The sequence below is a fragment of the Pseudomonas brassicacearum genome (assembly GCF_003732265.1).
Lineage (GTDB): Bacteria > Pseudomonadota > Gammaproteobacteria > Pseudomonadales > Pseudomonadaceae > Aquipseudomonas > Aquipseudomonas brassicacearum_D.
Genome location: NZ_MOBK01000006.1, coordinates 124,850 through 149,546, shown reverse-complemented (window position 1 = coordinate 149,546; position 24,697 = coordinate 124,850). Strand labels below are relative to the sequence as shown.

The following is a 24,697-nucleotide window of genomic DNA, read 5'->3' as shown; positions in this document are numbered from 1 at the left end:
GTCAGCCTTTGAACAGTTGATTGGCCTTCGCGTACGGCATGGAGCGCGAGGTGAATCCGAACGTACCCGAGGTCTTGATCTCTTCGGCTGCCCGGAAAAACTCGCCATACGCCGCCAGCGCAAGTGCCGATCCGACGCTGATACGCTTGACGCCCATTTCGCTCAACTGCCCGACCGTCAACTTGAGCCCGCCGGACATCAACACGTTGACCGGTTTCGGCGCCACCGCACGGACCACCGCTAACACGTCTTCGGCACTGCGCAGCCCCGGCGCATAGAGCACATCGGCACCGGCCTCGGCGAACGCCTGCAAGCGGCGAATGGTGTCGGCAAGATCGGGATTGCCGTGCAGGAAATTCTCGGCACGTGCGGTCAGCATGAAGGGGAACGGCAAGCTGCGCGCCGCCGCTACCGCCGCTGCAACCCGCGCCACGGCATGTTCGAAGCAGTAGATCGGCGCCGCCTCACGGCCCGTGGCATCTTCGATAGAGCCGCCAACCGCACCGGCCTCCGCCGCACGCAGAATGCTCTGGGCGCACTCGACCGGATCATCGGCAAAACCGTTTTCCAGATCCACCGCCACCGGAAGATCTGTTGCCGCGACAATCGCCCGAACATTCGCCAGCGTATCGTCGAGGCTCAATGCGCCATCCGGGCGTGCATTGGAAAAAGCGTAACCGGCACTCGTTGTTGCCAACGCCTCGAAACCGAGGCTGGCGAGCATCTTTGCCGAGCCGGCGTCCCACGGGTTGGGAATGACGAAGGCCCCGTCGCGTTCGTGCAGCGCTTTGAACGCCTGGGCTCGAAGGGTTTGCGCATCCATTGGGCAGGCTCCTGAAAAGGGGGAACGAATCCGCCTCAGAGCAAGCCAAGTTGCTCCGCTGCGGGTTCTCTGTATAGCTCAGGCAGCGGCGCCAGGCCAGGCAAACGCAGCATCAGTTGTGCGTGAAAACGTTGCGCCAGTCTGGCGGCCAGCAGGTTGTCGGCGGTGTGCAGGAAGATGTACGGCGTGCGCCCCTCTTCGATCCACGCGGCGATTTTCTCGACCCACGGCAGCAGAAACGGATCGTTGGCTTCCAACTGGGGATGGCCGATGAAACGCACCTGCGGGAACTGGGTGAACGCGGCCGGACGTGGCGGCACTTTGGGCTTTTTCGATTGGGCGTGGAGCACCGACGGATCGGTTGACGTGCAGCTGAACAGTGCACGCGGATCGAGGCAGATGCGCTCGACCCCGCGATCCAGCAGCAGGCGATTGAGCATGCGCTCGGCATCCCCCTTGGCGAAGAACGCATCGTGGCGCACTTCGACGGCCAGCGGCCGTTCCAGCGCATCAATGAACGCGGCCAGTTCGGGCAACCGTTGCGGCGTGAAGCTTTTCGACAATTGCAGCCACAACGGCGAAACCCGCTCACCCAAGGGGCTGAGCAATTGCACGAAGGTTTCGGCGGCAGTCAGTTGCTCTCGCAGGTCACCGCCGTGGCTGATGTCACCGGGAAACTTGGCGGTGAAACGAAAGTGCTCGGGCATGGCCTCGGCCCAGCGCTCGACAGTGCTGGCAGCCGGGCTCGCGTAGAAGGTCGTGTTGCCTTCCACGGCATTGAATACTTGGGTATAGAGATTTAGAAATTCGGAGGATTTAGCGTCTGGCGGATAAAGATAATCGCGCCAGGCGTTTTCACTCCAGGACGGGCAGCCAAGGTAGTAAGGCAGCCGCATCAGATGTACAGGTCGAGACCCAGCACATCCGTATCCCAATCGACAAAAGTCGCCGTGCTCAGGTAGCTGGCGAGCGCGGTGGCGACGCTTTTGCTCATGGCGCGGTGGTAGATCATGTCTTGCTGACGCGCCGGCAGATTGCTCAGGCGCTGCGCCGAGGCTTTTGCGGCACGGGCAGCCATTTGCTCTTCGGACGGAATTTCCAGCTCACCATCGATATCGACGTAATCGTCTTCCGCCACAGGGCCTTTGCGAGCCTTGCGCTTGATGGGGTAGGACTGAGAGGAAAGGCCGTCTATACGCATGAGTACATGTCCGGTATCAATGATGGCAGTTTAGTGGCGCATTGAACGCTTCGCAAACCGCTTGGTGATAACTAGAACACAGAATCGGGAAAAGGTTTAAAAGCGGGGGGTATAAATCGACGATTGGCTGCGTTGCGTAGTCCGCCTTCGCGAGCAGGCTCGCTCCCACAGGGGATTTGTGAACGCCGCAGATACAATGTGGGAGCGAGCCTGCTCGCGATGGCACCTACTCGGTGCCGGAAATCAACGCGCCTTGGGCGTCGCCACTTTATCGCGCAGGTAAACCGGCTGCGCCTCATCCGCCACAATCGCCTCACCGCGTTCCCAGGCAAACCGCGCCAGCGTCAGCAGGTCTTCGGCATGCGGCAACATGCCCGCGTCCTGCCCGGTCAGGTTCACGGCAATGCGCTCGGCATAGCCCCAACCTGTGCCCGCGCCAAACCACTCACCACTGGCATCTGCCGGCAACGCCGCCACTTCCGGCGGCAACACGGCTTCATTGCCCACCAGGCGCATCTCCCCCGCCGTTTCGCGGTAGCAGCCCCAATACACTTCATCCATCCGCGCATCGATGGCGGACGCGACCTGGCTGACACCGTGTTCGCGATACGCGCGTTGCGCCAGCACGGCCAGATTCGACACCGGCAACACCGGGCGATCCAGCGCAAACGCCAAACCTTGCACCACACCGATGGCGATCCGCACGCCGGTAAACGCGCCCGGCCCACGGCCAAATGCAATGGCATCGACCGCTTGCAGCGTGGTCCCGGCATCGGCAAGCAATTGCTGGATCATCGGCAACAGCTTCTGCGCATGCAGGCGCGGGATCACCTCGTAATGACTCGTGACTTTGCCGTCATGCAGCAAGGCAACGGAGCAAGCTTCAGTCGCGGTGTCCAGGGCCAGCAAGGTGCTCATCGATGTTTCCGTAAGAGAGGTCAGAAAAAGTGCGCCAGTATAAACAACTACGGCCCGCAAGCGGGCCGTAGAAGATGAAGCGTTTTTTTAGCTCAGTGCTTCAAGCACTTTGCCGGTGATCGCTTCAACCGAGCCAACACCTTCAACGTGGCTGTACTTCGGTTTGCCTTGAGCGGCGGACAGCTCCTGGTAGAACTTCACCAGAGGCTCGGTCTGCGCGTGGTAGACCGACAGGCGATGACGCACCGTTTCTTCGGTGTCGTCCTTGCGCTGTACCAGCTCGTCGCCGGTGATGTCGTCTTTACCGGCAATTTTCGGCGGGTTGTAGACGATGTGGTACACGCGGCCGCTGGCCTCGTGGACACGACGACCGGCGATACGCTGGACGATGTCTTCGTCCTTGACGTCGATTTCCAGCACGTGGTCCAGCTCGACGCCGGCCTTCACCAGGGCTTCAGCCTGAGGAATGGTGCGCGGGAAACCGTCGAACAGGAAACCGTTGGCGCAATCGGCCTGGCTGATGCGTTCCTTGACCAGGTTGATGATCAGGTCATCGGAGACCAGACCGCCGCTGTCCATGACGCTCTTGGCAATCAGGCCCAGCTCGGTGCCGGCCTTGACGGCTGCACGCAACATGTCGCCAGTGGAGATTTGCGGAATGCCGAATTTCTCGGTGATGAACTTAGCCTGAGTACCTTTACCGGCCCCGGGAGCTCCCAGCAGAATGACGCGCATCGATGTGCTCCTCAATTTTTTATATGGATAACGTCAGATTCGCCTCGTGGGGCCAATCTCAAAAATAGGGTCGTGACCGCCCAAACGGCCAAAGGCTGATCAAGATACACAGCAGGCCCGGACCACACAAGCCGCCGAAAGTCGGAGAAACCGCTGCCTGATGTGACCTTTTGATGGAGTGCCCCAAGTCGCAACCCCATCATTAACTGTCGCCTGACCGACCTTTTCCGGGCCTCGCCCACAGGCACCCGACGCCCGCGCCGAGTGCCTCGCCCCACGGCAAAAACCTTAGCCGGTATTTCGCAAACCGGCGGCAATCCCCGCCACAGACACCAGCAACGCCTGCTCCACCGGGCTGCCCTGCGCCACATCCTGTTGCCGCGATCGGGCCAGTAATTCAGCCTGCAATAGATGAAGCGGGTCGAGGTAGGTGTTGCGCAACCGGATGAATTCAAGGGTGTCTGGGCTATGTGCCAGTAGCTGCGACTGACCAGTCAACCCAAGGACCACGGCACACGCCTGCGACAATAGGTCGCGTAAGTGCACACCTAAAGGAAGCAAATCCGGCTCGACCAGACGCTCGTCATAGGATTGGGCGATGTCCGCGTCCGCTTTGGCCAGGACCATTTCCAGCATGTCGATGCGGGTGCGGAAGAACGGCCATTGCTCGCGCATCTGCCCCAACAACTCGCCTTCACCGCGCTCCAGCGCCTTGCTCAACGCGGCTTCCCAGCCGAGCCAGGCCGGCAACATCAGGCGTGTCTGGGTCCAGCCGAAGATCCACGGAATCGCGCGCAGGCTTTCGATCCCGCCGGCGCGCCGTTTGGCCGGGCGACTGCCCAGTGGCAAACGCCCCAGTTCCTGTTCCGGGGTCGACTGGCGGAAATACTCGACGAATTGTGGGTTCTCACGCACCACGGCGCGGTACGCCTTGACCCCATCGGCGGCCAATTCGTCCATCAAATGGCGCCACGCAGGCTCTGGTGGCGGTGGTGGCAGCAGGGTCGCTTCCAGCACCGCGGCCAGGTATAGATTGAGGTTTTGCTCGGCGATGTCCGGCAGGCCGAATTTGAAACGAATCATTTCCCCTTGCTCGGTGGTACGGAAACGCCCGGCCACCGATCCCGGCGGCTGCGACAGAATCGCCGCGTGCGCCGGACCACCACCACGCCCCACGGTGCCACCGCGACCGTGGAACAACAGCAGTTCCACTTGCTGCTCGCGGCAGATGACGACCAAGCGTTCCTGCGCCCGATATTGCGCCCAGGCCGCCGCCGTCGTGCCGGCATCCTTGGCCGAGTCGGAGTAGCCAATCATCACTTCCTGCGGCCCCTGCAAACGCGAACGATAGCCCGGCAGCAGCAACAGCTTTTCTATCACCGGGCCGGCGTTGTCGAGGTCCGCGAGGGTTTCGAACAGCGGCACCACGCGCATTGGCCGCAGCACGCCCGCCTCTTTGAGCAGCAGTTGCACGGCGAGCACGTCGGAGGCGGCACCGGCCATGGAGATCACATACGAGCCCAGCGAGGCGCCGGGGGCGGCGGCGATTTCCCGGCAGGTCGCCAGCACTTCGGCGGTGTCGGCCGAGGGTTTGAAGTACGCCGGCAGCAACGGTCGACGGTTGTTCTGCTCGCGCATCAGGAAGGCGATGCGCTCCTCCTCGCTCCAGTCTTCGTAGCGACCGAGGCCCAGGTAGTCGGTGATTTCGGTCATGGCGGCGGTATGCCGCGAGGAATCCTGACGCACATCGAGGCGCACCAGGAACAGGCCGAACGTCACTGCCCGCCGCAGGCAATCGAGCAGCGGGCCGTCGGCGATCACGCCCATGCCGCACTCATGCAGCGACTGATAGCAGAGCTCCAGCGGATCGAGCAGGTCGCGGTTGTTTTGCAGCACATCGGCCGGTGCCGGGGTGGTGGTCGTCAAGGATGCGTGCGCCCAGTTGCGTGTGGCCCGCAGACGTTCGCGCAGTTGTTTAAGCACTGCGCGATAAGGTTCGGCGCTGTCCCCTGCCTTGGCTTTCAAAGCCTCGCTGGCCTGTTGCATCGACAATTCCGCCGCCAGGTGATCGACGTCGCGCACGTACAAATCGGCGGCCATCCAGCGCGCCAGCAGCAACACTTCACGGGTCACGGCAGCGGTCACGTTGGGGTTGCCGTCGCGGTCGCCGCCCATCCACGAGGCGAAACGAATCGGCGCGGCCTCCAGCGGCAAGTGCAGGCCGGTGGCGTCAAACAGGGCTTTATCGGCCTTGCGCAGGTAATTGGGGATCGCCTGCCACAGCGAATGCTCGATCACCGCGAAGCCCCATTTGGCTTCATCCACAGGTGTCGGGCGGGTGCGGCGGATTTCTTCGGTGTGCCAGGCTTCGGCGATCAGGCGCTGCAACTTCGCCTGGATTTGCTCGCGTTCAGCCGGGGTCAGGTCGCGGTGGTCTTGCGCAGCCAGTTGCGCGGCAATCGCGTCGTACTTCTGGATCAGCGTGCGGCGCGCCACTTCGGTCGGGTGCGCAGTCAGCACCAGTTCGATTTCCAGTCGCCCCAATTGCCGGGCCAGGGCATCGGCGCTGTGGCCTTCGGCGCGCAGGCGAGCGAGCAGTTCCGGCAACACGCGCGCTTCGAACGGCGCGGGTTGCGAGGCTTCGCGGCGGTGAATCAGCTGATATTGCTCGGCGATGTTGGCCAGGTTGAGAAACTGGTTGAACGCTCGCGCCACCGGCAGCAACTCGTCTTCGCTCAATTGGTTGAGGCTGGCGCTCAGTTCGGCGTCCATGGAACCGCGTCGGTCGGCCTTGGCGCCCTTGCGGATCTGCTCGATCTTGTCGAGAAAACCGTCCCCGTACTGTTCACGAATGGTGTTGCCCAACAACTCACCCAACAGGTGAACGTCTTCGCGCAAGCGTGCATCAATATCGGTCATCAGCAGTTCTCCAGCAAAAAATCCGGGCGGCCATGAACATCATGCTTTGACCCCAAGAGTGCCGCCGTAAAACCGTTCTTACAAGCAAACGACGAAGGGACTTCAAACCCGGCGCGCAGAAGCTAGTCTGAAGAGGAAGCCGCACAACGGCTTTCGCCGGCCACTGCCGGACACTGAAACGGCCTGCCACGAGCAGGAACGCATTGAGGTCACTATGAAAATTCGCGAGCTTGCCCAGCATTGGGAAGAAAACGCCAAGGGTCGCCTGACCGAGACGGGCTACACGATTCACCTGGACGTGGAAGCCGCCGCACGGCTGGCGGCCATTACCGAAATGTACCCCAAACGCCAACCTGAAGAACTGCTCGGCGAGCTGATCGGCGCGGCCCTGGAAGAGCTGGAAAAAAGCTTTCCCTATGTGAAGGGCTCGACTGTTGTGGCGACTGATGAAGAAGGTGATCCGCTGTACGAAGACGTCGGCCCTACGCCGCGTTTTCTCGCGTTGTCGCGGCGGCATTTGCATGATTTGTCGGGCGGTAGTGACAAGCAAAAACACTGATCCTGCTGATGTAAAACTGTGGCAGCCCTGTGGTAAGGGGGCTCCTGCAGGGGATGTAATACCCATCAAAAAACGTGTGTTCCTGAGCGAAAAAAAACTCGGGAATACCGTCTCTCGCCGCCAAAGTTCCCGATCTAGAGCCTTGTGTGCTTTTTTCCAGGGACGGTGAATTTCTCTGAACTTTTAAAAAATGCCTTCGGTCGTAACCAGTAACCACGCCTGGTACGGTCGTTTCATTTCGCACATCACGTCAGTCGGATACGGCTCCATACCAGGATGGATATTCAAGTGTTACAGGAGTTATTCCAATGGAGTTGAAGACTATGAAAACCACCTCATCCACCCACTTGCGCGGCCTGAAACTGGCTGCCCTGGCAATCGGCAGCAGTTTCATTCTGGCCGGTTGCGCCGGCAATCCGCCGACCGAGCAATACGCGGTCACCCAATCCGCCGTCAATGACGCGGTCAGTGCCGGCGGCACGGAGTTTGCGGCTGTGGAGATGAAGTCCGCGCAGGACAAATTCAAACAAGCCGAAATCGCCATGCACGACAAAAAGTATGACGAGGCGCGGATGCTCGCCGAGCAAGCCGAGTGGGACGCTCGTGTGGCCGAACGCAAGGCTCAGGCGGCGAAAGCCCAACAGACGTTGAAGGACTCTCAGCAAGGTGTTCAGGAACTGCGTCAGGAAAGTCAGCGCACCGTGCAGTAAGCGCGCATCCAGACCCCGGACCTGAAGCTCTTACCGATTAAAAGGACGAATGATTATGCGTACACAATTGATGATCCCCGCTCTCCTCGCCGCCAGCGTTGCCCTGGCCGCCTGCTCCACCCCGCCAAACGCGAACCTGGAACAGGCGCGGACCAACTACAGCGGCCTGCAAGCCAACCCGCAAGCGAGCAAAGTCGCGGCACTGGAAACCAAAGACGCCAGTGATTACCTGGACAAAGCCGATCAGGCGTATCGCGACAAGCAAGACGCGGCCAAGGTTGATCAATTGGCTTACCTGACCAATCAGCGCGTTGAAGTGGCCAAACAGACCATCGCCCTGCGCACCGCTGAAGCCAACCTGAAAAACGCCTCGGCCCAACGTGCCCAGGCGCGTCTGGATGCGCGCGATACGCAGATCAAGCAATTGCAGGCCAGCCTGAACGCCAAGCAAACCGATCGCGGCACCCTGGTGACGTTTGGTGATGTGTTGTTTGCCACCGACCGCGCAGACCTGAAGCCCAGCGGTCTGGCGAACATCAACAAACTGACGCAGTTCCTCTCGGAAAACCCGGATCGCAAAGTGATCGTCGAGGGTTACACCGACAGCACCGGCACCGAGAGCCACAACCAGTCGCTGTCAGAGCGTCGGGCCGGTTCCGTGCGCACGGCGCTGGTGAAGATGGGTGTTGATCCGGCACGCATCGTTGCTCAGGGGTATGGCAAGGAATACCCGGTTGCAGAGAACTCCAGCGTGTCGGGCCGGGCGATGAACCGTCGGGTTGAGGTGACCATTTCAAATGACAACCAGCCGGTGATTCCGCGTTCGGCAGTCAGCTCGAACTAAGCAACATCTGCTGAAACAAAAAGCCCCGACTGATCGCTCAGTCGGGGCTTTTTCATTGGGCAAAACACAACCCCCTGTGGGAGCGAACTGTGGATCTTTGGTGAATGTTGGATGGGGTTACTGCTCCAGCTTCTGCGGAGTTTCCTGTCCCATGCAGCGCACCGCTTTTTTCTTGCTGTCGACCAGCACACCGGTCAGGCCTTTTTGCTCGGTATCAAACAGCACCAGCACGCCATCAATGCACTGCGCCACTTGCGCGGCGGGTTCCAGGGAGACTTTGTAGTCCTCGCCCGGCACGGTCTTGAGCATGGTGAATTCGTTGAGCAGCAACGCGTCCTCAGGCTTGGCGAAATGCAGGTAGCCGTAGAACCACAAGGCACCCACGGTGCCGAGGATGCTGCAGATACCGGTGATGATCAGCGGGATGGCGTTACGTTCTTCACTCATTGCGGGCTCTCTGGTGGTTCATCTTCTGAATTCGGGGGTGCCGGGTAATTGGGGATTTCACCCAGGCGGCGCAGGCCGTTGAAATGCTGCGGGTCGTCGAGATAACGCAGCATGACTGTTCGCCAGACCGGGTCAGCAAAGGTTTGCACATGACCGCCTCGGGTCAGTTGCAGCACTCGCGGCGGCGGCGCAGCTTGATACAGACGGATGCCGTTGGAAAGGGGCACGATCGGATCGTCGATGCTGTGGTAGAGCAGTTTCGGCACGTTTTTGAGCTGCGGCATCGAGTTGATTGCGCTGTCACCGTCCGGCACCAGCCAGGACAACGGCACCTGGAACGGCCAGGTCAGCCATGAGTTGCTCAAGGCAAATTGGCCGACACTGCGATAGCTCGCCGGTGCTCCGTCGAGGACCAACGCCTTGAGCTGCTTCTCACGCTCGGGGTGTTGAACCAGGTAGTGCACGGCCATCGAGCCACCGAGGCTTTGGCCGAGCAGGATCAGCGGTTTGCCTTTGACCTCGGGGGCCTGGTCGAGCCATTTGAACGCGGCGTCGATGTCCTGATAGATCGCTGGCAGGCTCGGTTTCCCTTCGGATAAACCGTAGCCGCGATAGTCGATCAGCAGCACTTGATAACCGGCCTTGGGCAGCCACCAACTCCCGCCCAGGTGCATCGGCAGGTTGCCGCCGTTGCCGTGCAGGTGCAGCACCGTGCCTTTGACTTCGACGCCTTTTTTCACTGGTAACCACCAGGCGTTGAGCTTCAAGCCGTCGGCAGTGACGAGGGTGACGGCACGGTATTCGAGATGAGCTTTTTCCGGGGTGAACAACTGGCCGGGCTCGGGGTAGAACAGTAGGGAGCTGCAACCGCTCAAGGTCAGAAGCAGGCAAAAAATGCCGAGGAATCTCATCCGTTGAAACCTCGCAATTATGGATTGAAATAAAGATCAAATGTGGGAGCGGCGGTGCGACGGTTCGACTTGCTCGCGAAAGCGGTCTAGCATTCAACATTTTAGTTGTCTGACATACTGCTTTCGCGAACAAGCCCGCTCCCACATTTCGACCGCGTTATTCGTTAGAGGATGTTCGAGTAATCCGCTTCGATCCGGTCCAGGCTCAAGTGATTGAGGAAGTTGGAGAAGCACATCCATGCCGACAGCGCGTTCAGGTCGCGGAACTGATCCGGCAAATACTTCGGCGGCACCACCAACCCTTCATCCACCAACTGGCGCAGCGTGCGCATGTCCTCCAGCGTGGTCTTGCCGCAAAACAGCAGCGGGATCTGCTCAAGCTTGCCTTTACGCACGGCCAACTGAATGTAGTTGTAAACCATGATGAAGCCCTTGAGGTAGGACAAGTCTTTGGTAAACGGCAGACCGTTTGGCACCGAACCGCGGAATACCCGGCTGGCGTTGCCGTAGCTTTCCGCCATTTCGAAGCCTTGCTCACGGAAGAACTCGTAGATCTGCAGGAAGTCTGCGCCCTCCTCCACCATGTGAATGGCGCGGGTGCGGTTGGTCAGTTTGCGCAGACGACTCGGATAGGACGCGAAGGTGATGATTTCCATCAAGATCGCCAGGCCTTCCTGGGTTACCGTCGACGACGGCGGGCCCTTGGACAGGAAGGTGCAGATCGGCTGGTTCAAACCGTTGAGCGTGGTGCCGACATGCACCAGCCCTTCGTGGACTTCCAGGGCGCGCACGTCACGTTCGTTGAACATCGCATCGGTGCGGATCTTGATGTAGTCGGCGCCGGCCGCCGCATCGGCGACGATCCCGTCGGACTCGAATACCCGAATGGTTTCTTCGGCCTCGCCAAAGACCTTGTTCAAGCGGGTTTGCAGCAGGTGCACGGCTTCCTTGGCCGTGAGGATTTTTGGCTCATCCTTGAGGTCGCCACGGCCGTCGATGTTGTTCAGGTAATCGGAGAGCATCAGCCCCAGATCGGCCAGGGTCGGGTCACCGGCGTGGAACGCGTCAGACGCGGCGCCGTACAACTCCTGGGAAATCAGGCCGAAATCTTCGGTGCCGCGCGCTTCCAGCATACGCACCACCATCCGGTATTCCTTGCACATGCGGCGCATGATCTGGCCGACCGGGTTGAACTGGCCGAGCTGGCGGGTGATGTCGCGCTCGATGTTCTGGAATTCCAGTTTCACTTTGCTGGAGTCGAACGTCAGTGGCCGATTGAGGTAGTAATCGCGGTCCACCGCCGGCATTTCCTTGCCCTTGGCCTTGAGGAATCCCTTGCGGATGCTGTCGTCCCACTTGACCGCATCGAGGACGCGAATCGGCGTCTGCGCCAGCACAATGCGATCGGACAAAATGCGTATCGTCTGCTGGTAATCGTCCACCCGAAACTCCTGTAGAAAAACCGTTATGTGCTGAGTCTATTTACTGTTGGCCAGGCGCTGATAGCGCACCGCTTCGACGAAGACATCGGAATTGGCCGGATCGTCGAGGTAGCTGAAGACCTGATCCATGGCGTTGTCGACCAATACGCCATCGCCGTCGTCGGTCTGGAAACCTTCGCCGCTCAGGACTTTTTGTCCGAGGGCCTGGTTGATCTGCTCGGGGTCGAGGTTGTAGACCACCAGTTCATGCTTGTCCGTGAGCTCGAAACCGGCAATGGTGAAATGGCCGCCGTATTTGGCCGGCACCTTCGCCGACAGGTACCAGCGGCTGCCATGGCGCGAGACGGTGAAGGGATACGCTTCGCGTTCGCCAGGTTTGGCCTTGAAGTAGCTGACCGCCTGATAGCGATGGTCGCCGATGCGCGTCAGTTCCAGGTTCATCGGCTCGCCCCAGGCGTTGGTGCTGGTCCATTTGCCGAGCAAACCTTTGGGCGCGGGGTCGCTCGCGGGCAGCGGTTCCTTGAAGGTCACCAGACAGCCACTGAGCAGCAGGAACGACAAGGCGATCACGATGACGCGCCAGGCTTTCATTCAACACTCCCTATGAACACACGGTCCCAAGTGAACACTGTCTTAATGTGGGAGCGGGCTTGCTCGCGAATGCGGTGTACCAGTCAACACAGATGCTGAATGTTCAACCGCATTCGCGAGCAAGCCCGCTCCCACAGGATCGCAGTCCCACTGGGGGTTACACCGACGCGAGTACCAAGTGCATGTAGCGATTGAGGATACCGAGCATTTCTTCTTCACCTGCAGGCTCGGCGTCGTTGAGCAGGCCCTGATATTCCATCCGTCCGATAATCGCCGTCAACACTTTGGCATCCTCTTGGGGCTCACGCGAACCCAACACCTCGAAAAGCTGGCAGGTGCCCTGAAGGAGAATCTGCTGATGCGAGCGCACCAGTTCCGCCAGGCGCGGGTTCAACAAGGCCTCCTGACGGAACGCCTGTTCAGCCATCAAGTGTTCGCGACGGTTGATCAATTGCCGGTGAACATAGTCCGTCATCAACCGTGCAATGTCGTCCGCCAGCTGCGAGCGCGCCTCGGGGCTGCCGTCGCCGCTGATCACCATCTCGCGCAGCAAGCCTTCGTTGTTCACCCACAACTTGGCCATGAACGCCGCGCTGCGCTCCACGTATTGGGCGAAGGTATCGGTGAGCAAGTCATCGATGTCCTTGAAATAGTAGGTGGTGGCCGACAACGGCACACCGGCCTCGGCCGCTACCGCACGGTGACGCACGGCCCGTACGCCATCGCGCACGACAATGCGCATCGCCGCATCGAGAATGTCCTGTCGACGCTGCTCGCTGCCCTGTCGGCTGGCCTTGCGGCCCTGGTACTGAACACTTTCAGCGACCGCAGTGGCGATACCCGCTGCACCTTCTTGAGCCATTGCACGATTCACGACAGGTCTTTCCTCTCAGATGAAAGCAATAAATTGATACGTTTGTACCAGACAGGCAATAAAAAGCCGCCTGAAAAGGCGGCTTTTTAATTGAAACACTTACGCTTGCGGCCGCATGTGCGGGAACAGGATCACGTCGCGGATCGACGGGGAGTTGGTCAGCAGCATCACCAGACGGTCAATACCGATGCCTTCACCGGCCGTTGGCGGCATGCCGTACTCCAGCGCACGAACGAAGTCGGCGTCGTAGTGCATGGCTTCGTCGTCGCCCGCGTCCTTGTCGGCGACCTGTGCCATGAAGCGCTCGGCCTGGTCTTCCGCGTCGTTCAACTCGGAGTAGGCGTTGGCGATTTCACGGCCGCCGATGAACAGTTCGAAACGGTCGGTGACGTTCGGGTTGTCATCGTTGCGACGGGCCAGTGGCGACACTTCGAACGGGTACTGGGTAATGAAGTGCGGCTGTTCCAGCTTGTGCTCGACCAGCTCTTCGAAAATCATCACCTGCAGCTTGCCCAGACCTTCGAAGCCCAGCACCTTGGCACCGGCTTTCTTGGCGATGGCGCGAGCCTTGTCGATGTCGTTCAGGTCGTCTGCGGTCAGCTCAGGGTTGTACTTGAGGATCGAGTCGAACACCGACAGACGCACGAACGGTTCGCCGAAGTGGAACACCTTGTCGCCGTAAGGCACGTCGGTGCTGCCCAGAACCAGCTGCGCCAGTTCGCGGAACAGTTCTTCGGTCAGGTCCATGTTGTCTTCGTAGTCGGCGTACGCCTGGTAGAACTCCAACATGGTGAATTCAGGGTTGTGACGAGTCGAAACGCCTTCGTTACGGAAGTTGCGGTTGATCTCGAACACTTTCTCGAAACCGCCGACAACGAGGCGCTTGAGGTACAACTCAGGCGCGATACGCAGGAACATTTCCATGTCCAGCGCGTTGTGGTGAGTCTCGAACGGCTTGGCTGCCGCGCCACCCGGGATGGTTTGCAGCATCGGCGTTTCGACTTCCAGGAAGTCACGCTGCATCAGGAAGCTGCGGATGTGCGCGATGACTTGCGAACGCACGCGGAACGTCTGGCGCACTTCTTCGTTGACGATCAGGTCAACGTAACGCTGACGGTAGCGCTGTTCGGTGTCGGTCAGGCCGTGGTGCTTGTCCGGCAGCGGACGCAGCGACTTGGTCAGCAGGCGCACGCTGGTCATCTCAACGTACAGGTCGCCCTTGCCGGAACGCGCCAGGGTGCCTTCGGCAGCAATGATGTCGCCCATGTCCCAGGTTTTCACCGCGGCGAGGGTGTCTTCGGACAGGGTTTTACGGTTGACGTAGACCTGGATGCGACCGGTCATGTCCTGGATCACCATGAACGAACCACGGTTGAGCATGATGCGACCGGCAACCTTGACCGGGATTGCAGCCTCTGCCAGCTCTTCCTTGGTCTTGTCCGCGTACTGTTTCTGCAAGTCATTGCAGTAGTTTTCGCGGCGGAAGTCGTTCGGGAAGGCATTGCCCTTGGCGCGCTCGGCAGCAAGCTTTTCCTTGCGCAGGGCGATCAGGGAGTTTTCTTCCTGTTGCAGGGCTTGCGGGTCGAGTTCTAGGTCGCTCATGTCTTTAAAAATTCCATCACAGGTTCGTTGCCCCCACCGGTGGCAGGGGACTTGAGGTCTTGACTGGCGGGTTACAGGCCTTGTTTCAGGCTGGCCACCAGGTATTCGTCGATGTCGCCGTCGAGCACCTTGTCGCAGTCGCTGCGTTCGATGTTAGTGCGCAAATCCTTGATTCGCGACGCATCGAGTACATACGAGCGGATCTGGTGACCCCAGCCGATGTCGGACTTGGTGTCTTCCAGGGCCTGGGACGCGGCGTTGCGTTTCTGCACTTCCTGCTCGTACAAGCGCGCCCGCAACATTTTCATCGCGGTGTCTTTGTTGGCGTGCTGGGAGCGTTCGTTCTGGCAGCTGACCACGGTGTTGGTCGGTACGTGAGTAATACGTACGGCCGAGTCGGTGGTGTTTACGTGCTGACCACCGGCACCGGAGGAGCGGTAGGTGTCGATGCGCAGGTCCGACGGGTTGATGTCGATTTCGATGTTGTCATCGATTTCCGGCGACACGAACACGGCCGAGAACGAGGTGTGGCGGCGGTTGCCGGAGTCGAACGGGCTCTTGCGCACCAGACGGTGCACGCCGATCTCGGTACGCAACCAGCCAAAGGCGTATTCGCCCTTGATGTGCACGGTCGCGCCCTTGATCCCGGCGACTTCACCGGCGGACAGTTCCATGATGGTTGCGTCGAAACCGCGTTTGTCAGCCCAGCGCAGGTACATGCGCAGCAGGATGTTGGCCCAGTCCTGGGCCTCGGTGCCACCGGAGCCGGCCTGGATGTCCAGGTAGGCGTTGTTGGCGTCCATTTCACCGCTGAACATGCGACGGAATTCGAGTTTTTCCAGCGACTCGCGCAGGCGCTCGACTTCGGCGGCGACGTCATCGACGGCGGCCTGGTCTTCTTCTTCGGCGGACATCAGCAGCAGGTCTTTGGCGTCGGCCAGGCCTGTGTGCATTTCGTCGAGGGTTTCGACGATCTGCGCCAGCAGGGACCGCTCGCGGCCCAGTTCCTGAGCGTACGTCGGGTTGTTCCAGACAGACGGATCTTCAAGCTCGCGATTGACTTCAGTCAGACGCTCATGCTTTTGATCGTAGTCAAAGATACCCCCGAATAGTTTCGGAGCGCTCGGACAGGTCCTTGATACTGTTAAGGATCGGGTTGATTTCCATGGCGGGCAGCACTCGTTGGCGAACTTTTGAAAGCCGGCGAGTATAACGGCAAACGGCCTGAAACGGCAGTCCGCCTGGCGGCTTTAGGGGTGAATGGTTTTGGTGTGGCGAGGGAGCTTGCTCCCGCTGGGACGCGAAGCGCGCCCAACAAATGGGACTGCTGCGCAGTCCAGCGGGAGCAAGCTCCCTCGCCACAGGGTCCCGTCAGGCAGGAAAACTACTCGATCCCGACCTGATTGCGCCCATTGTTCTTCGCCAGATACAACCCCTTGTCCGCCGCCGAGATCAACTGACGGCAATCGCTGCCAGGTTGCGGGACCATGGTGGACAGGCCAATGCTGATGGTCAGGCTGGAGCCTTCAGTCGGTGAAATATGCGGAATCTTCAGCGCAGCCACGGTTTGACGCAATTTTTCCGCCACCAGGCGCGCACCGCCCGGGGTGGTGTTGGGCAGCACCAACGCAAACTCCTCGCCACCGTAACGGGCCGGCAGGTCGGACGGGCGAGCGCTGGCTTCGCGAATCGCCGTCGCCACCTTGCGCAAGGCTTCATCGCCCTCCAGGTGGCCGAAGCTGTCGTTATAGTCCTTGAAATAATCCACATCGATCATCAGCAGCGACAGTTGGCTCTGGTCACGCAGCGAACGGCGCCATTCCAGTTCCAGGTATTCATCGAAGTGCCGGCGGTTCGACAGCCCGGTCAGGCCATCGGAGTTCATCAGCCGCTGCAGCACCAGGTTGGTGTCGAGCAATTGCTGCTGACTGACCCGCAACGCGCGGTACGCCGCATCCCGCTGCAACAACGTCATGTAGGAGCGCGAGTGATAGCGGATCCGCGCCACCAGCTCGATGTTGTCCGGCAGCTTGACCAGATAATCATTGGCCCCGGCCGCAAAAGCAGCGCTCTTGACCAGCGGGTCTTCCTTGGTCGACAGGACAATGATCGGAATGTCCTTGGTCGCCGGGTGATTGCGGTACTCGCGCACCAGGCTCAAGCCATCCAGACCGGGCATTACCAGGTCCTGAAGGATCACCGTCGGCTTGATGCGGATCGCCTGGGCGATGGCTTGGTGCGGGTCGGCGCAGAAGTGGAAGTCAATATTGTCTTCGTTCGACAACCCGCGGCGCACCGCTTCACCGATCATCGCCTGATCGTCCACCAACAACACCATGGCGGCGTTTTCGTCGGTTTTGAAGCCGTCGAGCTGTAAGTCATTCATGTTCGGTCACCTGAGTACTACTTGCGCCAGGATTGCTGCTATTGGCGGTCATTTGGCGAATATCTCCAGCAATCGTGGCGCTATCTTGTCCAGTGGACGAATCTCCATGGCGGCGTCGATGGCCGCGGCCGCTTTGGGCATTCCGTATACCGCACTGCTTTTCTGGTCCTGAGCGATGGTCAGGTAACCTTGTTGGCGCATGAGTTTAAGCCCCTGCGCGCCATCGCGCCCCATGCCCGTCAACAAAACCCCTACGGCGTCACCGTTCCAGTAATTGGCCACGCTCTCGAAAAACACATCGATCGAGGGCCGGTAGATTTCGTTGACCGGTTCGGCGGTGTAGGCCAGCGTGCCGTTTTTCAATAATCGAATATGGTGGTTGGTGCCGGCCAGCAACACGGTTCCAGCCTGAGGGGCTTCGCCCTCGACTGCCAGACGCACGTTCAAGCCGCTGGCACTGCCAAGCCATTCGGCCATGCCGGCGGCGAACACCTGGTCGACATGCTGAACCAGCACGATGGCCGCCGAAAAATCCCGCGGCAAGCCCTTGAGCAGGATTTCCAGCGCGGCCGGCCCACCGGCGGATGAGCCGATGGCGATCAGGCGCTGGCGCGAGGCGGAACTGCGCAGCGGGCTCGGCACCGTTCGCTCGCGATTACCCCGCTCGCCGATCAGCCAGCCAATGTTCATGATCTTGCGCAACAACGGCGCCGCCGCTTCCTGGGCGTTGCCGGCACCGAGCGCCGGGGTATCGACCACGTCCAGCGCGCCGTGGCCCATGGCCTCGAACACCCGGTGCACGTTCTGCTGGCGATCGACGGTGACGATCACAATGGCACACGGCGTTTCGGCCATGATCCGCCGAGTGGCCTCAACCCCGTCCATCACCGGCATGATCAAATCCATCAGGATCAGGTCCGGTGTCTGTTCGGCGCACTTTTGCACCGCTTCCTGGCCATCACTGGCGACCCAGATCACCTGGTGCGCCGGCTCAAACGCCAAGGCGCGGCGCAAGGCCTCCACCGCCATGGGCATGTCGTTGACGATTGCGATTTTCATGCCCGTGCTCCTCCGATGAGCTCAGCCACCGCATCAAGCAGGGCATCGTCATGAAAACTGGCTTTGGCTAGATAATAGTCGGCCCCGGCGTCGAGTCCACGACGACGGTCCTCTTCACGATCCTTGTACGACACCACCATCACCGGCAGCGATTGCAGGCGGTTGTCGCGGCGCAACAATGACACCAATTCGATGCCATCCATGCGCGGCATATCAATGTCGGTGATCAGCAGATCGAAATCCTCCGAACGCAGGGCGTTCCAGCCATCCATACCATCAACGGCCACCGCCACCTCGTAGCCGCGATTGAGCAGCAGCTTGCGTTGCAACTCGCGAACCGTGAGCGAATCGTCGACCACCAGAATCCGCTTGCGCGCCGCCTCGACCGCTTGATTGCTGTGGCGGGCAATGCGTTCCAGGCGCCCGGTATTGAGCAGCTTATCCACCGAACGCAGCATGTCTTCGACGTCGACAATCAGCACCACCGAACCGTCGTCGAGCAAGGCCCCGGCGGAGATGTCCTGCACCTTGCCCAGACGTTCGTCCAGCGGCAATACAACTAACGTCCTCTCGCCGATAAAACGCTCGACCGCTACGCCGTAAATCGCGTCGCGCTCGCGGATGACCACGACCTTGAGGGTTTGCTGACTGTTCGGGTTGATCGGGCGCTGCAACAGCTGACTGGCCGCCACCAACCCGACATGCCGCCCTTCGTGCCAGAAGTGTTGTCGTCCTTCGACCTGCACGATGTCTTGCGGCTCGAGGTCGCACATGCGCTCGATGTGGGCCAGCGGAAACGCATAAGCCTCGTCACCGACCTCCACCACCAGGCTGCGGACCACCGACAGCGTCAGCGGCACTTCGAGGTGGAAACGACTGCCCTCGCCCGCCGTCTGCTCCAGCACCACCGCGCCGCGCAACTGGCGGACCATGTGCTGTACCGCATCCAGTCCCACGCCACGCCCGGACACTTCGGTGACCGTGTCGCGCAGGCTGAAACCGGGCAAGAATAAAAACGTCAGCAGCTCTTCTTCACTGAGTTGAGCGGCGGTTTCGGCTGGGGATAACTGCCGCTCGATGACGGTGCGGCGGACCTTTTCCAGATCGACACCATGTCCGTCATCACTCAATTCCAGCACCAGCAATCCGGCCTGATGGGAGGCGCGCAGACAAATCAGCCCTTCCGCCGGTTTACCGGCCAGCAGCCGTTGTTCCGGGGATTCGATGCCGTGATCCACGGCATTGCGCAGCAAGTGCGTCAGCGGCGCTTCGAGTTTTTCCAGGACGTCGCGGTCGACCTGGGTTTTCTCGCCCTCGATCTCCAACCGAACCTGTTTGCCCAGGTCCCGGCCCAGATCGCGAACCATGCGCACCTGCCCGGTCAACACATCGGCAAACGGGCGCATGCGACAGGCCAACGCGGTGTCGTACAACACTTGCGCGCGCTGACTGGCCTGCCAGGCAAATTCATCCAGCTCGGCGTTTTTCTCGATCAGCAGTTGCTGGGATTCCGCCAGCAAGCGTCGCGCATCTTCGAGCGCTTCCTGGGCTTCCAGACTCAAGGCGTGATCCTTGAGGTGCACATTGAGATTTTCCAGGGCCCGCAGACCGTTATTCTGCATGCGCTTGAGGCGCTGCATGGTCGCCAGGTGCGGCTTGAGACGTTGGGTTTCGACCAGGGATTTGCTCGACAGGTCGAGCAGGCTGTTCAAGCGTTCGGCCGTCACGCGCAGTACGCGCTCACCGTTTTCGGTGGTGCGTTTGCTCTTTTTGGGAGCATCAACTGGCGCGGCGGGCGGCGGTTCAACCACCGGAACCGGCAGCTCTACGCGGGGTTGTTCGGGTTGACGCTCGGGCGCCAGCGGATCGAGCAACCGCGTCATCAGCCCCACATACGTTTCGATATCCGCCGGCGTCACGCTGTTGTTGGGCGTGGCGATGCGCATCAGCAGGTCGGTGCCTTGCAACAACGCATCAATGTGCTCGGGCCGCAGGTACAGGCGCCCTTCCTGGGCACTGACCAGACAATCTTCCATCACATGCGCGACGCTGACCCCGGCGTCGACACCGACGATCCGCGCCGCGCCCTTGAGCGAATGCGCCGCACGCATGCAGGATTCGAGTTGATCGGCCTGGGTCGGATTGCGCTCCAACGCCAACAGACCTGCGCTCAGGACCTGGGTCTGGGCCTCGGCTTCAAGGCTGAACAGCTCCAGCAACGAGGCGTCGCGCATTTGCTCGGGGGTCATGTGAGGCTCCGGGTCACAGCGGACAGCAATTGTTCTTCATCCAGCCAACGCAAGCTACGACCCTTGAAGGGCAACACGCCACGGGTGTACTTGCCGCTGGCCTGAGTGCCAGATTGTGAGGCGGCCTCGAGAATGCGCTCGTCGATGCCATGAATCCCGTCGACCTCGTCCACCGGCACCACCACCGGGCCACCATGGGCCGCGATGATCAACATGCGCGGCATGACCCGCGCACTGGACGCCACATTATTGGTGGCGTCGAGCCCGAGCAACTCCACCAGAGACAGGCACGCGACCAACGCGCCTCGCACATTCGCAACGCCGAGCAAGGCCCGGGAGCGCTGATGCGGCAAGGAATGGATGGCTTGCAACGGCGCCACTTCCACGAGGCTGCGAGTGGCCAGCGCCAGCCATTCTTCACCGAGCCGGAACATCAACAGCGAACGGGTTTTTACCTCGGTTTCGACCATCGCCGAGTGTTGCACGCGGTCGTCCTGCTGCAACGCATAGCGATCAAGCAAACGCGTGGCGGCGGCCGAGTACACCGCGCAGTTGCGACAGTGAATGTGCTCGGCCAGCAGCGGGCAGGACTTGTCACCGTGGATACCGATGCGGTTCCAGCAATCGTCGATGGCCTGGGCATCTTCATGGGTGACGTTCAAGGTGTCGGAGGCGTTCATCGTTTACGCTCACTGTCGGCGCGCTCGCTGCGGGCGGCGCGGTCCTGCAATCGTCTCGCGCCCGCCGCATCGCCCTGGGATTGCAGCAAGGCTGCCAGGTGCATCAACGCGTCGGGATGTTGCGGTTCAAGGTACAACGCCTTGCGATAAAAGCCTTGGGCTTCGAGGGCGTTGCCACTGACGTCGCTGAGCAACCCCAGCCAATAAAACACCTGGGCGACCGGTTCGTGACTGCGCAAATACTGTTCGCACGCGAGGCGCGCTTCGACACTTTTGCCTTCGTTGGCCAGCACGGCGATGTTCGCGAGCAACGCGGTGGCGTCCGAGGCTTTCGTCGTGAGGGGGGGCGGCGTGACGGGGGCGAACGGTCGATTGCGCACCGGGGGCGGTGGCACGTTGCGCACCGGTTGGCGCACCGGCAGCGGCGCTGGCACGAACACGGGAAACGGTTCGGGCTCCGGCACACTCTGACGGCTGAACGCAAACGACTGCGCAATGCCAATCGACCGCATACCAAAACGCCCGAGCAAACCGCCCTCGGCCGGGCCGATAAACAGCACGCCGTCGACATGGGTCAGGCGCTTGAGCACCTCGAATACCTGCTGCTGGGTCGGCTGATCAAAATAGATCAGCAGGTTGCGACAGAACACAAAATCATACGGTGGCTCGCTGGCCAGCAACGCCGGATCGAGCAGGTTGCCGACCTGCAAACGCACCTGCTCCAACACGCGATTACTGAGGCGATAGACGTCACCTTCGGCGCTGAAATGCCGGTCACGAAAAGCAATGTCCTGACCGCGAAACGAGTTTTTTCCGTACAGCGCGCGTCGGGCTTTTTCTACCGACAGCGGGCTGACGTCCATGCCTTCCACCTTGAATTGATGCGGCTTGAGCCCGGCATCGAGCAAGGCCATGGCAATGGAATACGGTTCTTCGCCGGTGGAACACGGCAGGCTGAGAATCCGCAGCGCGCGCATGTAGTTGATCTCGGCCAGGCGCTTGCCGGCCAGTTTCGCCAACGTCGCGAAGGATTCCGGGTAACGGAAAAACCAGGTCTCGGGCACGATCACCGCTTCGATCAGCGCCTGCTGTTCATCCTGCGAACCTTGCAGCGTGTGCCAATACTCATCTGCCGTCAGCGCGCGGGAGGCAATGCTGCGCTGGCGCACCGCGCGCTCGATGATCGCCGGGCCGACCGACGTCACGTCGAGGCCGATGCGCTCCTTGAGGTAATCGAAAAATCGTTGATCGCCGCTCATGGCCGCTCCTCAAGCAGCGCCGGATCGAGAGGCGGCGACGGGAACAACAACGCGCGAACCTGATCATCGAGCAAATCGGCGACACGCACCCATTGCAGCAAACCTTGCGCATCTTCGCGCACCGGCCCGAGGTAAGGCGCCTGCCGATTGTCCAGGCCATAGGGCTTGAAGTCCGCCGGGTTGCACCGCAGCGTGTCAGTCGCCTGCTCCAGAATCAGCCCCAGCCATTGCGTCGGGGTTGATTCATTGGGGCGGTAATTGACCAGCACCAACCGCGTGCTGGTCCGGGCCTGCGCCGGTTGCCCGAAGGTCAGCGCACTGACGTCGATCACCGGTACTACCGCGCCACGATAGGCAAACACCCCGGCGACCCAATGTGGCGCTTGAGCAATCGGTTTCAACGGAAGCCGCGGCAGCACTTCCGCCACTTCGATGGCCTGCAAGGCAAAGCGCTCGCTGCCGATGCGAAACACCAGGTACAGCGAGTGCTTGACCGGCGCCACGGCGCCGCGTTTGGCCGCGAGTTCGTTCATCAGACTTTGAATCGCGAAACGCCACTGCGCAGGCCGACGGCGACCTGGCTCAGTTCGTCGATGGCAAAACTGGCCTGGCGCAACGACTCGACGGTCTGGCTGCTGGCATCACCCAACTGCACCAGCGCGTGATTGATCTGCTCGGCGCCGGTGGCCTGGGCCTGCATGCCTTCGTTGACCATCAACACCCGCGGCGCCAGCGCCTGAACCTGATGGATGATCTGCGACAGCTGCTCACCGACTTGCTGCACTTCGGACATGCCACGGCGCACTTCTTCGGAGAATTTATCCATGCCCATGACGCCAGCGGATACCGCCGACTGGATCTCGCGCACCATCTGCTCGATGTCGTAAGTCGCCACGGCGGTCTGGTCTGCAAGACGTCGCACTTCAGTGGCGACCACGGCAAAACCGCGCCCGTATTCACCGGCCTTCTCGGCCTCGATGGCGGCGTTCAGCGACAGCAGGTTGGTCTGGTCGGCGACTTTGACGATGGTCACCACCACCTGGTTAATGTTGCCGGCCTTTTCGTTGAGAATCGCCAGTTTGGCGTTGACCAGATCGGCCGCACCCATCACCGAGTGCATGGTGTCTTCCATCCGCGCCAGGCCTTGCTGCCCGGAACCGGCGAGCACCGAGGCCTGATCGGCCGCGGTGGACACTTCAGTCATGGTGCGCACCAGATCACGGGACGTCGCGGCGATTTCACGGGACGTCGCACCGATTTCGGTGGTGGTGGCGGCGGTTTCGGTGGCGGTGGCCTGCTGTTGCTTGGAGGTGGCGGCGATCTCGGTGACCGACGTGGTGACCTGTACCGATGAGCGTTGGGCCTGAGACACGAGCGAAGTGAGTTCGGTCATCATGTCGTTGAAGCCGGTTTCCACGGCTCCGAATTCGTCCTTGCGCTCCAGGTTCAAGCGCCCGCTGAGATCGCCGGTACGCATGATTTCGAGGATTTTCACAATGCGGTTCATCGGCGCCATGATCGCGCGCATCAACAGCAGACCGCAGAGGCCGGCGGCCAGTACAGCGACCAGCAGGGAAACGCCCATGATGATTTTGGCGGTCAACACGGCGTCGTCGATGTTCGCAATGTCCTGGTCGGCCACCGCTTTGTTTTCACGCAGGATGTCATTGAGTTTGACGCGCCCCGCAGTCCAGGCCGGGGTCAGTTGTTCGTTGAACAACTTGATGGCGTCGGCCTCTTGATTGCGCTTGTGCAAATCGAGCACCGCGGCCAGGAGCTTGCCGTATTCCTCATGGAGTTTTTCGAAGGTCGCGAATTCGACTTTGTCTTCATCTGTCGTCACGGTGGCGCGATAGTTACTCATCGCTTCCTGCACGCGCGCTTCGTAGTTTTTGAAGTCTGCGGCGTCTTCGGCACTGATGCCCTGCCCTTCCTTCAGGCCCAGCATTTCCTGAATCTGGAGAAAACTGTCGACCCAGGCGCCGCGAATCGTCGAGCTGTAATAGACCCCGGGCAACGCGTCATCACGAACGCTGGCTTCGCTGGCTTCAATCTTCAACAGCCGGGAATACGAGACGACGACCATCAGCAACATGATGGCGATAATCACCGCAAAGCTCGCCAAGATGCGTTGGCGTAACGTCCAGTTCTTCACAGTCAGTCCTCGGGGCGGTTCAAATGCTGCGGAGTATAGCTGAGGGTGTTTCATTTATAAGACGAGGGTTTGCCGGTTCTTGACCTTGGGAGAGAAAACGGAAGGAAGGCCTTCTGGATGGGTCTTTCCGTTAGATCGAGGGGGCGCCAAGGGGGAGTTGGAGGAAAATGGACCGTGGTTGCCATTGAATTTTGTGGCGCGGCTGGCAATGCCCTCGCGAGCACATGGAAAACTCCTCGACAAGTGCATTTTCCACCTATCGAGGTGTCCGGGGAAATTAGACCACTACACAAGCTCATTGGTATGTTTAGACTTGAAGAGATGGGCGGGAGG

At 60.5% G+C, this 24,697-nt stretch carries 23 protein-coding genes; 3 read left to right on the top strand and 20 right to left on the bottom strand.

Features of this window, described 5'->3' with window-relative positions:
- Position 1: 1 nt before the first annotated feature.
- From BK660_RS13345 to ppc, 6 genes are all read right to left on the bottom strand, one after another.
- Positions 2 to 823, bottom strand: a complete 822-nt coding sequence (locus tag BK660_RS13345) for an isocitrate lyase/PEP mutase family protein (protein WP_123433681.1) — start codon at positions 821 to 823, stop codon at positions 2 to 4.
- Between the two features lie 35 nt (positions 824 to 858).
- Positions 859 to 1,719 carry a DUF72 domain-containing protein gene (locus tag BK660_RS13340; RefSeq protein ID WP_123433680.1) on the bottom strand — a complete coding sequence of 287 codons (861 nt, stop codon included), beginning with the start codon at positions 1,717 to 1,719 and terminating at the stop codon, positions 859 to 861.
- A complete protein-coding gene (locus BK660_RS13335) occupies positions 1,719 to 2,024 on the bottom strand; it encodes a hypothetical protein (protein WP_123433679.1) in 306 nt (101 codons plus the stop codon). Before BK660_RS13335 ends, BK660_RS13340 begins: the two co-directional genes overlap by 1 nt.
- A gap of 243 nt (positions 2,025 to 2,267) precedes the next feature.
- On the bottom strand, positions 2,268 to 2,942 hold the full coding sequence (gene tsaB, locus BK660_RS13325) for a tRNA (adenosine(37)-N6)-threonylcarbamoyltransferase complex dimerization subunit type 1 TsaB (protein WP_123433677.1): 675 nt from the start codon (positions 2,940 to 2,942) through the stop codon (positions 2,268 to 2,270).
- Positions 2,943 to 3,029: 87 nt separating this feature from the next.
- The gene (adk, locus tag BK660_RS13320) at positions 3,030 to 3,677 is read right to left on the bottom strand and encodes an adenylate kinase (protein WP_027924949.1); all 648 of its coding nucleotides are present in this window, start codon (positions 3,675 to 3,677) and stop codon (positions 3,030 to 3,032) included.
- Between the two features lie 288 nt (positions 3,678 to 3,965).
- Entirely contained in the window at positions 3,966 to 6,596 is a 2,631-nt protein-coding gene (gene ppc / locus BK660_RS13315) for a phosphoenolpyruvate carboxylase (RefSeq protein WP_123433676.1), read from the bottom strand.
- A 214-nt stretch (positions 6,597 to 6,810) separates the two neighbouring features.
- On the opposite strand from ppc, the gene BK660_RS13310 reads away from it, so the two are divergent.
- The 3 genes from BK660_RS13310 (at position 6,811) to lptF (ending at position 8,709) form a co-directional block, all read left to right on the top strand.
- Complete coding sequence (locus BK660_RS13310; RefSeq protein WP_123433675.1) at positions 6,811 to 7,155, top strand: pilin assembly protein; 345 nt, start codon at positions 6,811 to 6,813, stop codon at positions 7,153 to 7,155.
- A 308-nt stretch (positions 7,156 to 7,463) separates the two neighbouring features.
- On the top strand, positions 7,464 to 7,865 hold the full coding sequence (locus tag BK660_RS13305; RefSeq protein ID WP_123433674.1) for a DUF4398 domain-containing protein: 402 nt from the start codon (positions 7,464 to 7,466) through the stop codon (positions 7,863 to 7,865).
- A 55-nt stretch (positions 7,866 to 7,920) separates the two neighbouring features.
- The gene (lptF, locus tag BK660_RS13300; protein WP_123433673.1) at positions 7,921 to 8,709 is read left to right on the top strand and encodes a lipotoxin F family OmpA-related lipoprotein LptF; all 789 of its coding nucleotides are present in this window, start codon (positions 7,921 to 7,923) and stop codon (positions 8,707 to 8,709) included.
- A gap of 117 nt (positions 8,710 to 8,826) precedes the next feature.
- Here lptF and BK660_RS13295 read toward each other — a convergent pair whose 3' ends face one another.
- The 14 genes from BK660_RS13295 to BK660_RS13220 all read right to left on the bottom strand — a co-directional run bounded on the left by BK660_RS13295 (position 8,827) and on the right by BK660_RS13220 (position 24,364).
- On the bottom strand, positions 8,827 to 9,156 hold the full coding sequence (locus tag BK660_RS13295) for a PA3694 family proteiin (protein ID WP_123433672.1): 330 nt from the start codon (positions 9,154 to 9,156) through the stop codon (positions 8,827 to 8,829).
- On the bottom strand, positions 9,153 to 10,067 hold the full coding sequence (locus BK660_RS13290) for an alpha/beta hydrolase (protein WP_123433671.1): 915 nt from the start codon (positions 10,065 to 10,067) through the stop codon (positions 9,153 to 9,155). The genes BK660_RS13295 and BK660_RS13290 overlap by 4 nt, the downstream gene beginning before the upstream one ends.
- A gap of 164 nt (positions 10,068 to 10,231) precedes the next feature.
- Complete coding sequence (locus tag BK660_RS13285) at positions 10,232 to 11,509, bottom strand: flavohemoglobin expression-modulating QEGLA motif protein (RefSeq protein ID WP_123433670.1); 1,278 nt, start codon at positions 11,507 to 11,509, stop codon at positions 10,232 to 10,234.
- 36 nt (positions 11,510 to 11,545) lie between these two features.
- Positions 11,546 to 12,100 carry a hypothetical protein gene (locus BK660_RS13280; protein ID WP_123433669.1) on the bottom strand — a complete coding sequence of 185 codons (555 nt, stop codon included), beginning with the start codon at positions 12,098 to 12,100 and terminating at the stop codon, positions 11,546 to 11,548.
- 157 nt (positions 12,101 to 12,257) lie between these two features.
- Positions 12,258 to 12,974, bottom strand: coding sequence for a TetR/AcrR family transcriptional regulator (locus BK660_RS13270; protein ID WP_185045084.1), 717 nt, complete (start codon positions 12,972 to 12,974; stop codon positions 12,258 to 12,260).
- Positions 12,975 to 13,073: 99 nt separating this feature from the next.
- A complete protein-coding gene (lysS, locus tag BK660_RS13265; protein WP_123433667.1) occupies positions 13,074 to 14,576 on the bottom strand; it encodes a lysine--tRNA ligase in 1,503 nt (500 codons plus the stop codon).
- A gap of 71 nt (positions 14,577 to 14,647) precedes the next feature.
- Positions 14,648 to 15,743, bottom strand: a protein-coding gene (prfB, locus tag BK660_RS13260) for a peptide chain release factor 2 (protein ID WP_111451403.1) whose coding sequence is annotated in 2 segments (ribosomal slippage) — positions 14,648 to 15,670 and positions 15,672 to 15,743 — 1,095 coding nt in all. Because the reading frame shifts where the segments join, the coding sequence is not laid out codon by codon here.
- A gap of 217 nt (positions 15,744 to 15,960) precedes the next feature.
- The gene (locus BK660_RS13250; protein ID WP_123433666.1) at positions 15,961 to 16,962 is read right to left on the bottom strand and encodes a response regulator; all 1,002 of its coding nucleotides are present in this window, start codon (positions 16,960 to 16,962) and stop codon (positions 15,961 to 15,963) included.
- Between the two features lie 48 nt (positions 16,963 to 17,010).
- Positions 17,011 to 18,021, bottom strand: a complete 1,011-nt coding sequence (cheB, locus tag BK660_RS13245; RefSeq protein WP_123433665.1) for a chemotaxis response regulator protein-glutamate methylesterase — start codon at positions 18,019 to 18,021, stop codon at positions 17,011 to 17,013.
- Positions 18,018 to 20,270, bottom strand: coding sequence for a hybrid sensor histidine kinase/response regulator (locus tag BK660_RS13240; RefSeq protein WP_123433664.1), 2,253 nt, complete (start codon positions 20,268 to 20,270; stop codon positions 18,018 to 18,020). Before BK660_RS13240 ends, cheB begins: the two co-directional genes overlap by 4 nt.
- On the bottom strand, positions 20,267 to 20,950 hold the full coding sequence (locus BK660_RS13235; RefSeq protein WP_123433663.1) for a chemotaxis protein CheW: 684 nt from the start codon (positions 20,948 to 20,950) through the stop codon (positions 20,267 to 20,269). The genes BK660_RS13240 and BK660_RS13235 overlap by 4 nt, the downstream gene beginning before the upstream one ends.
- Positions 20,947 to 22,209, bottom strand: a complete 1,263-nt coding sequence (locus tag BK660_RS13230; protein ID WP_123433662.1) for a CheR family methyltransferase — start codon at positions 22,207 to 22,209, stop codon at positions 20,947 to 20,949. The genes BK660_RS13235 and BK660_RS13230 overlap by 4 nt, the downstream gene beginning before the upstream one ends.
- Positions 22,206 to 22,742 (bottom strand): chemotaxis protein CheW, encoded by a 537-nt coding sequence (locus BK660_RS13225; protein WP_123433661.1) that lies wholly within the window; start codon positions 22,740 to 22,742, stop codon positions 22,206 to 22,208. Before BK660_RS13225 ends, BK660_RS13230 begins: the two co-directional genes overlap by 4 nt.
- Positions 22,742 to 24,364 (bottom strand): methyl-accepting chemotaxis protein, encoded by a 1,623-nt coding sequence (locus BK660_RS13220; RefSeq protein WP_123433660.1) that lies wholly within the window; start codon positions 24,362 to 24,364, stop codon positions 22,742 to 22,744. The genes BK660_RS13225 and BK660_RS13220 overlap by 1 nt, the downstream gene beginning before the upstream one ends.
- Positions 24,365 to 24,697 lie beyond the last annotated feature (333 nt).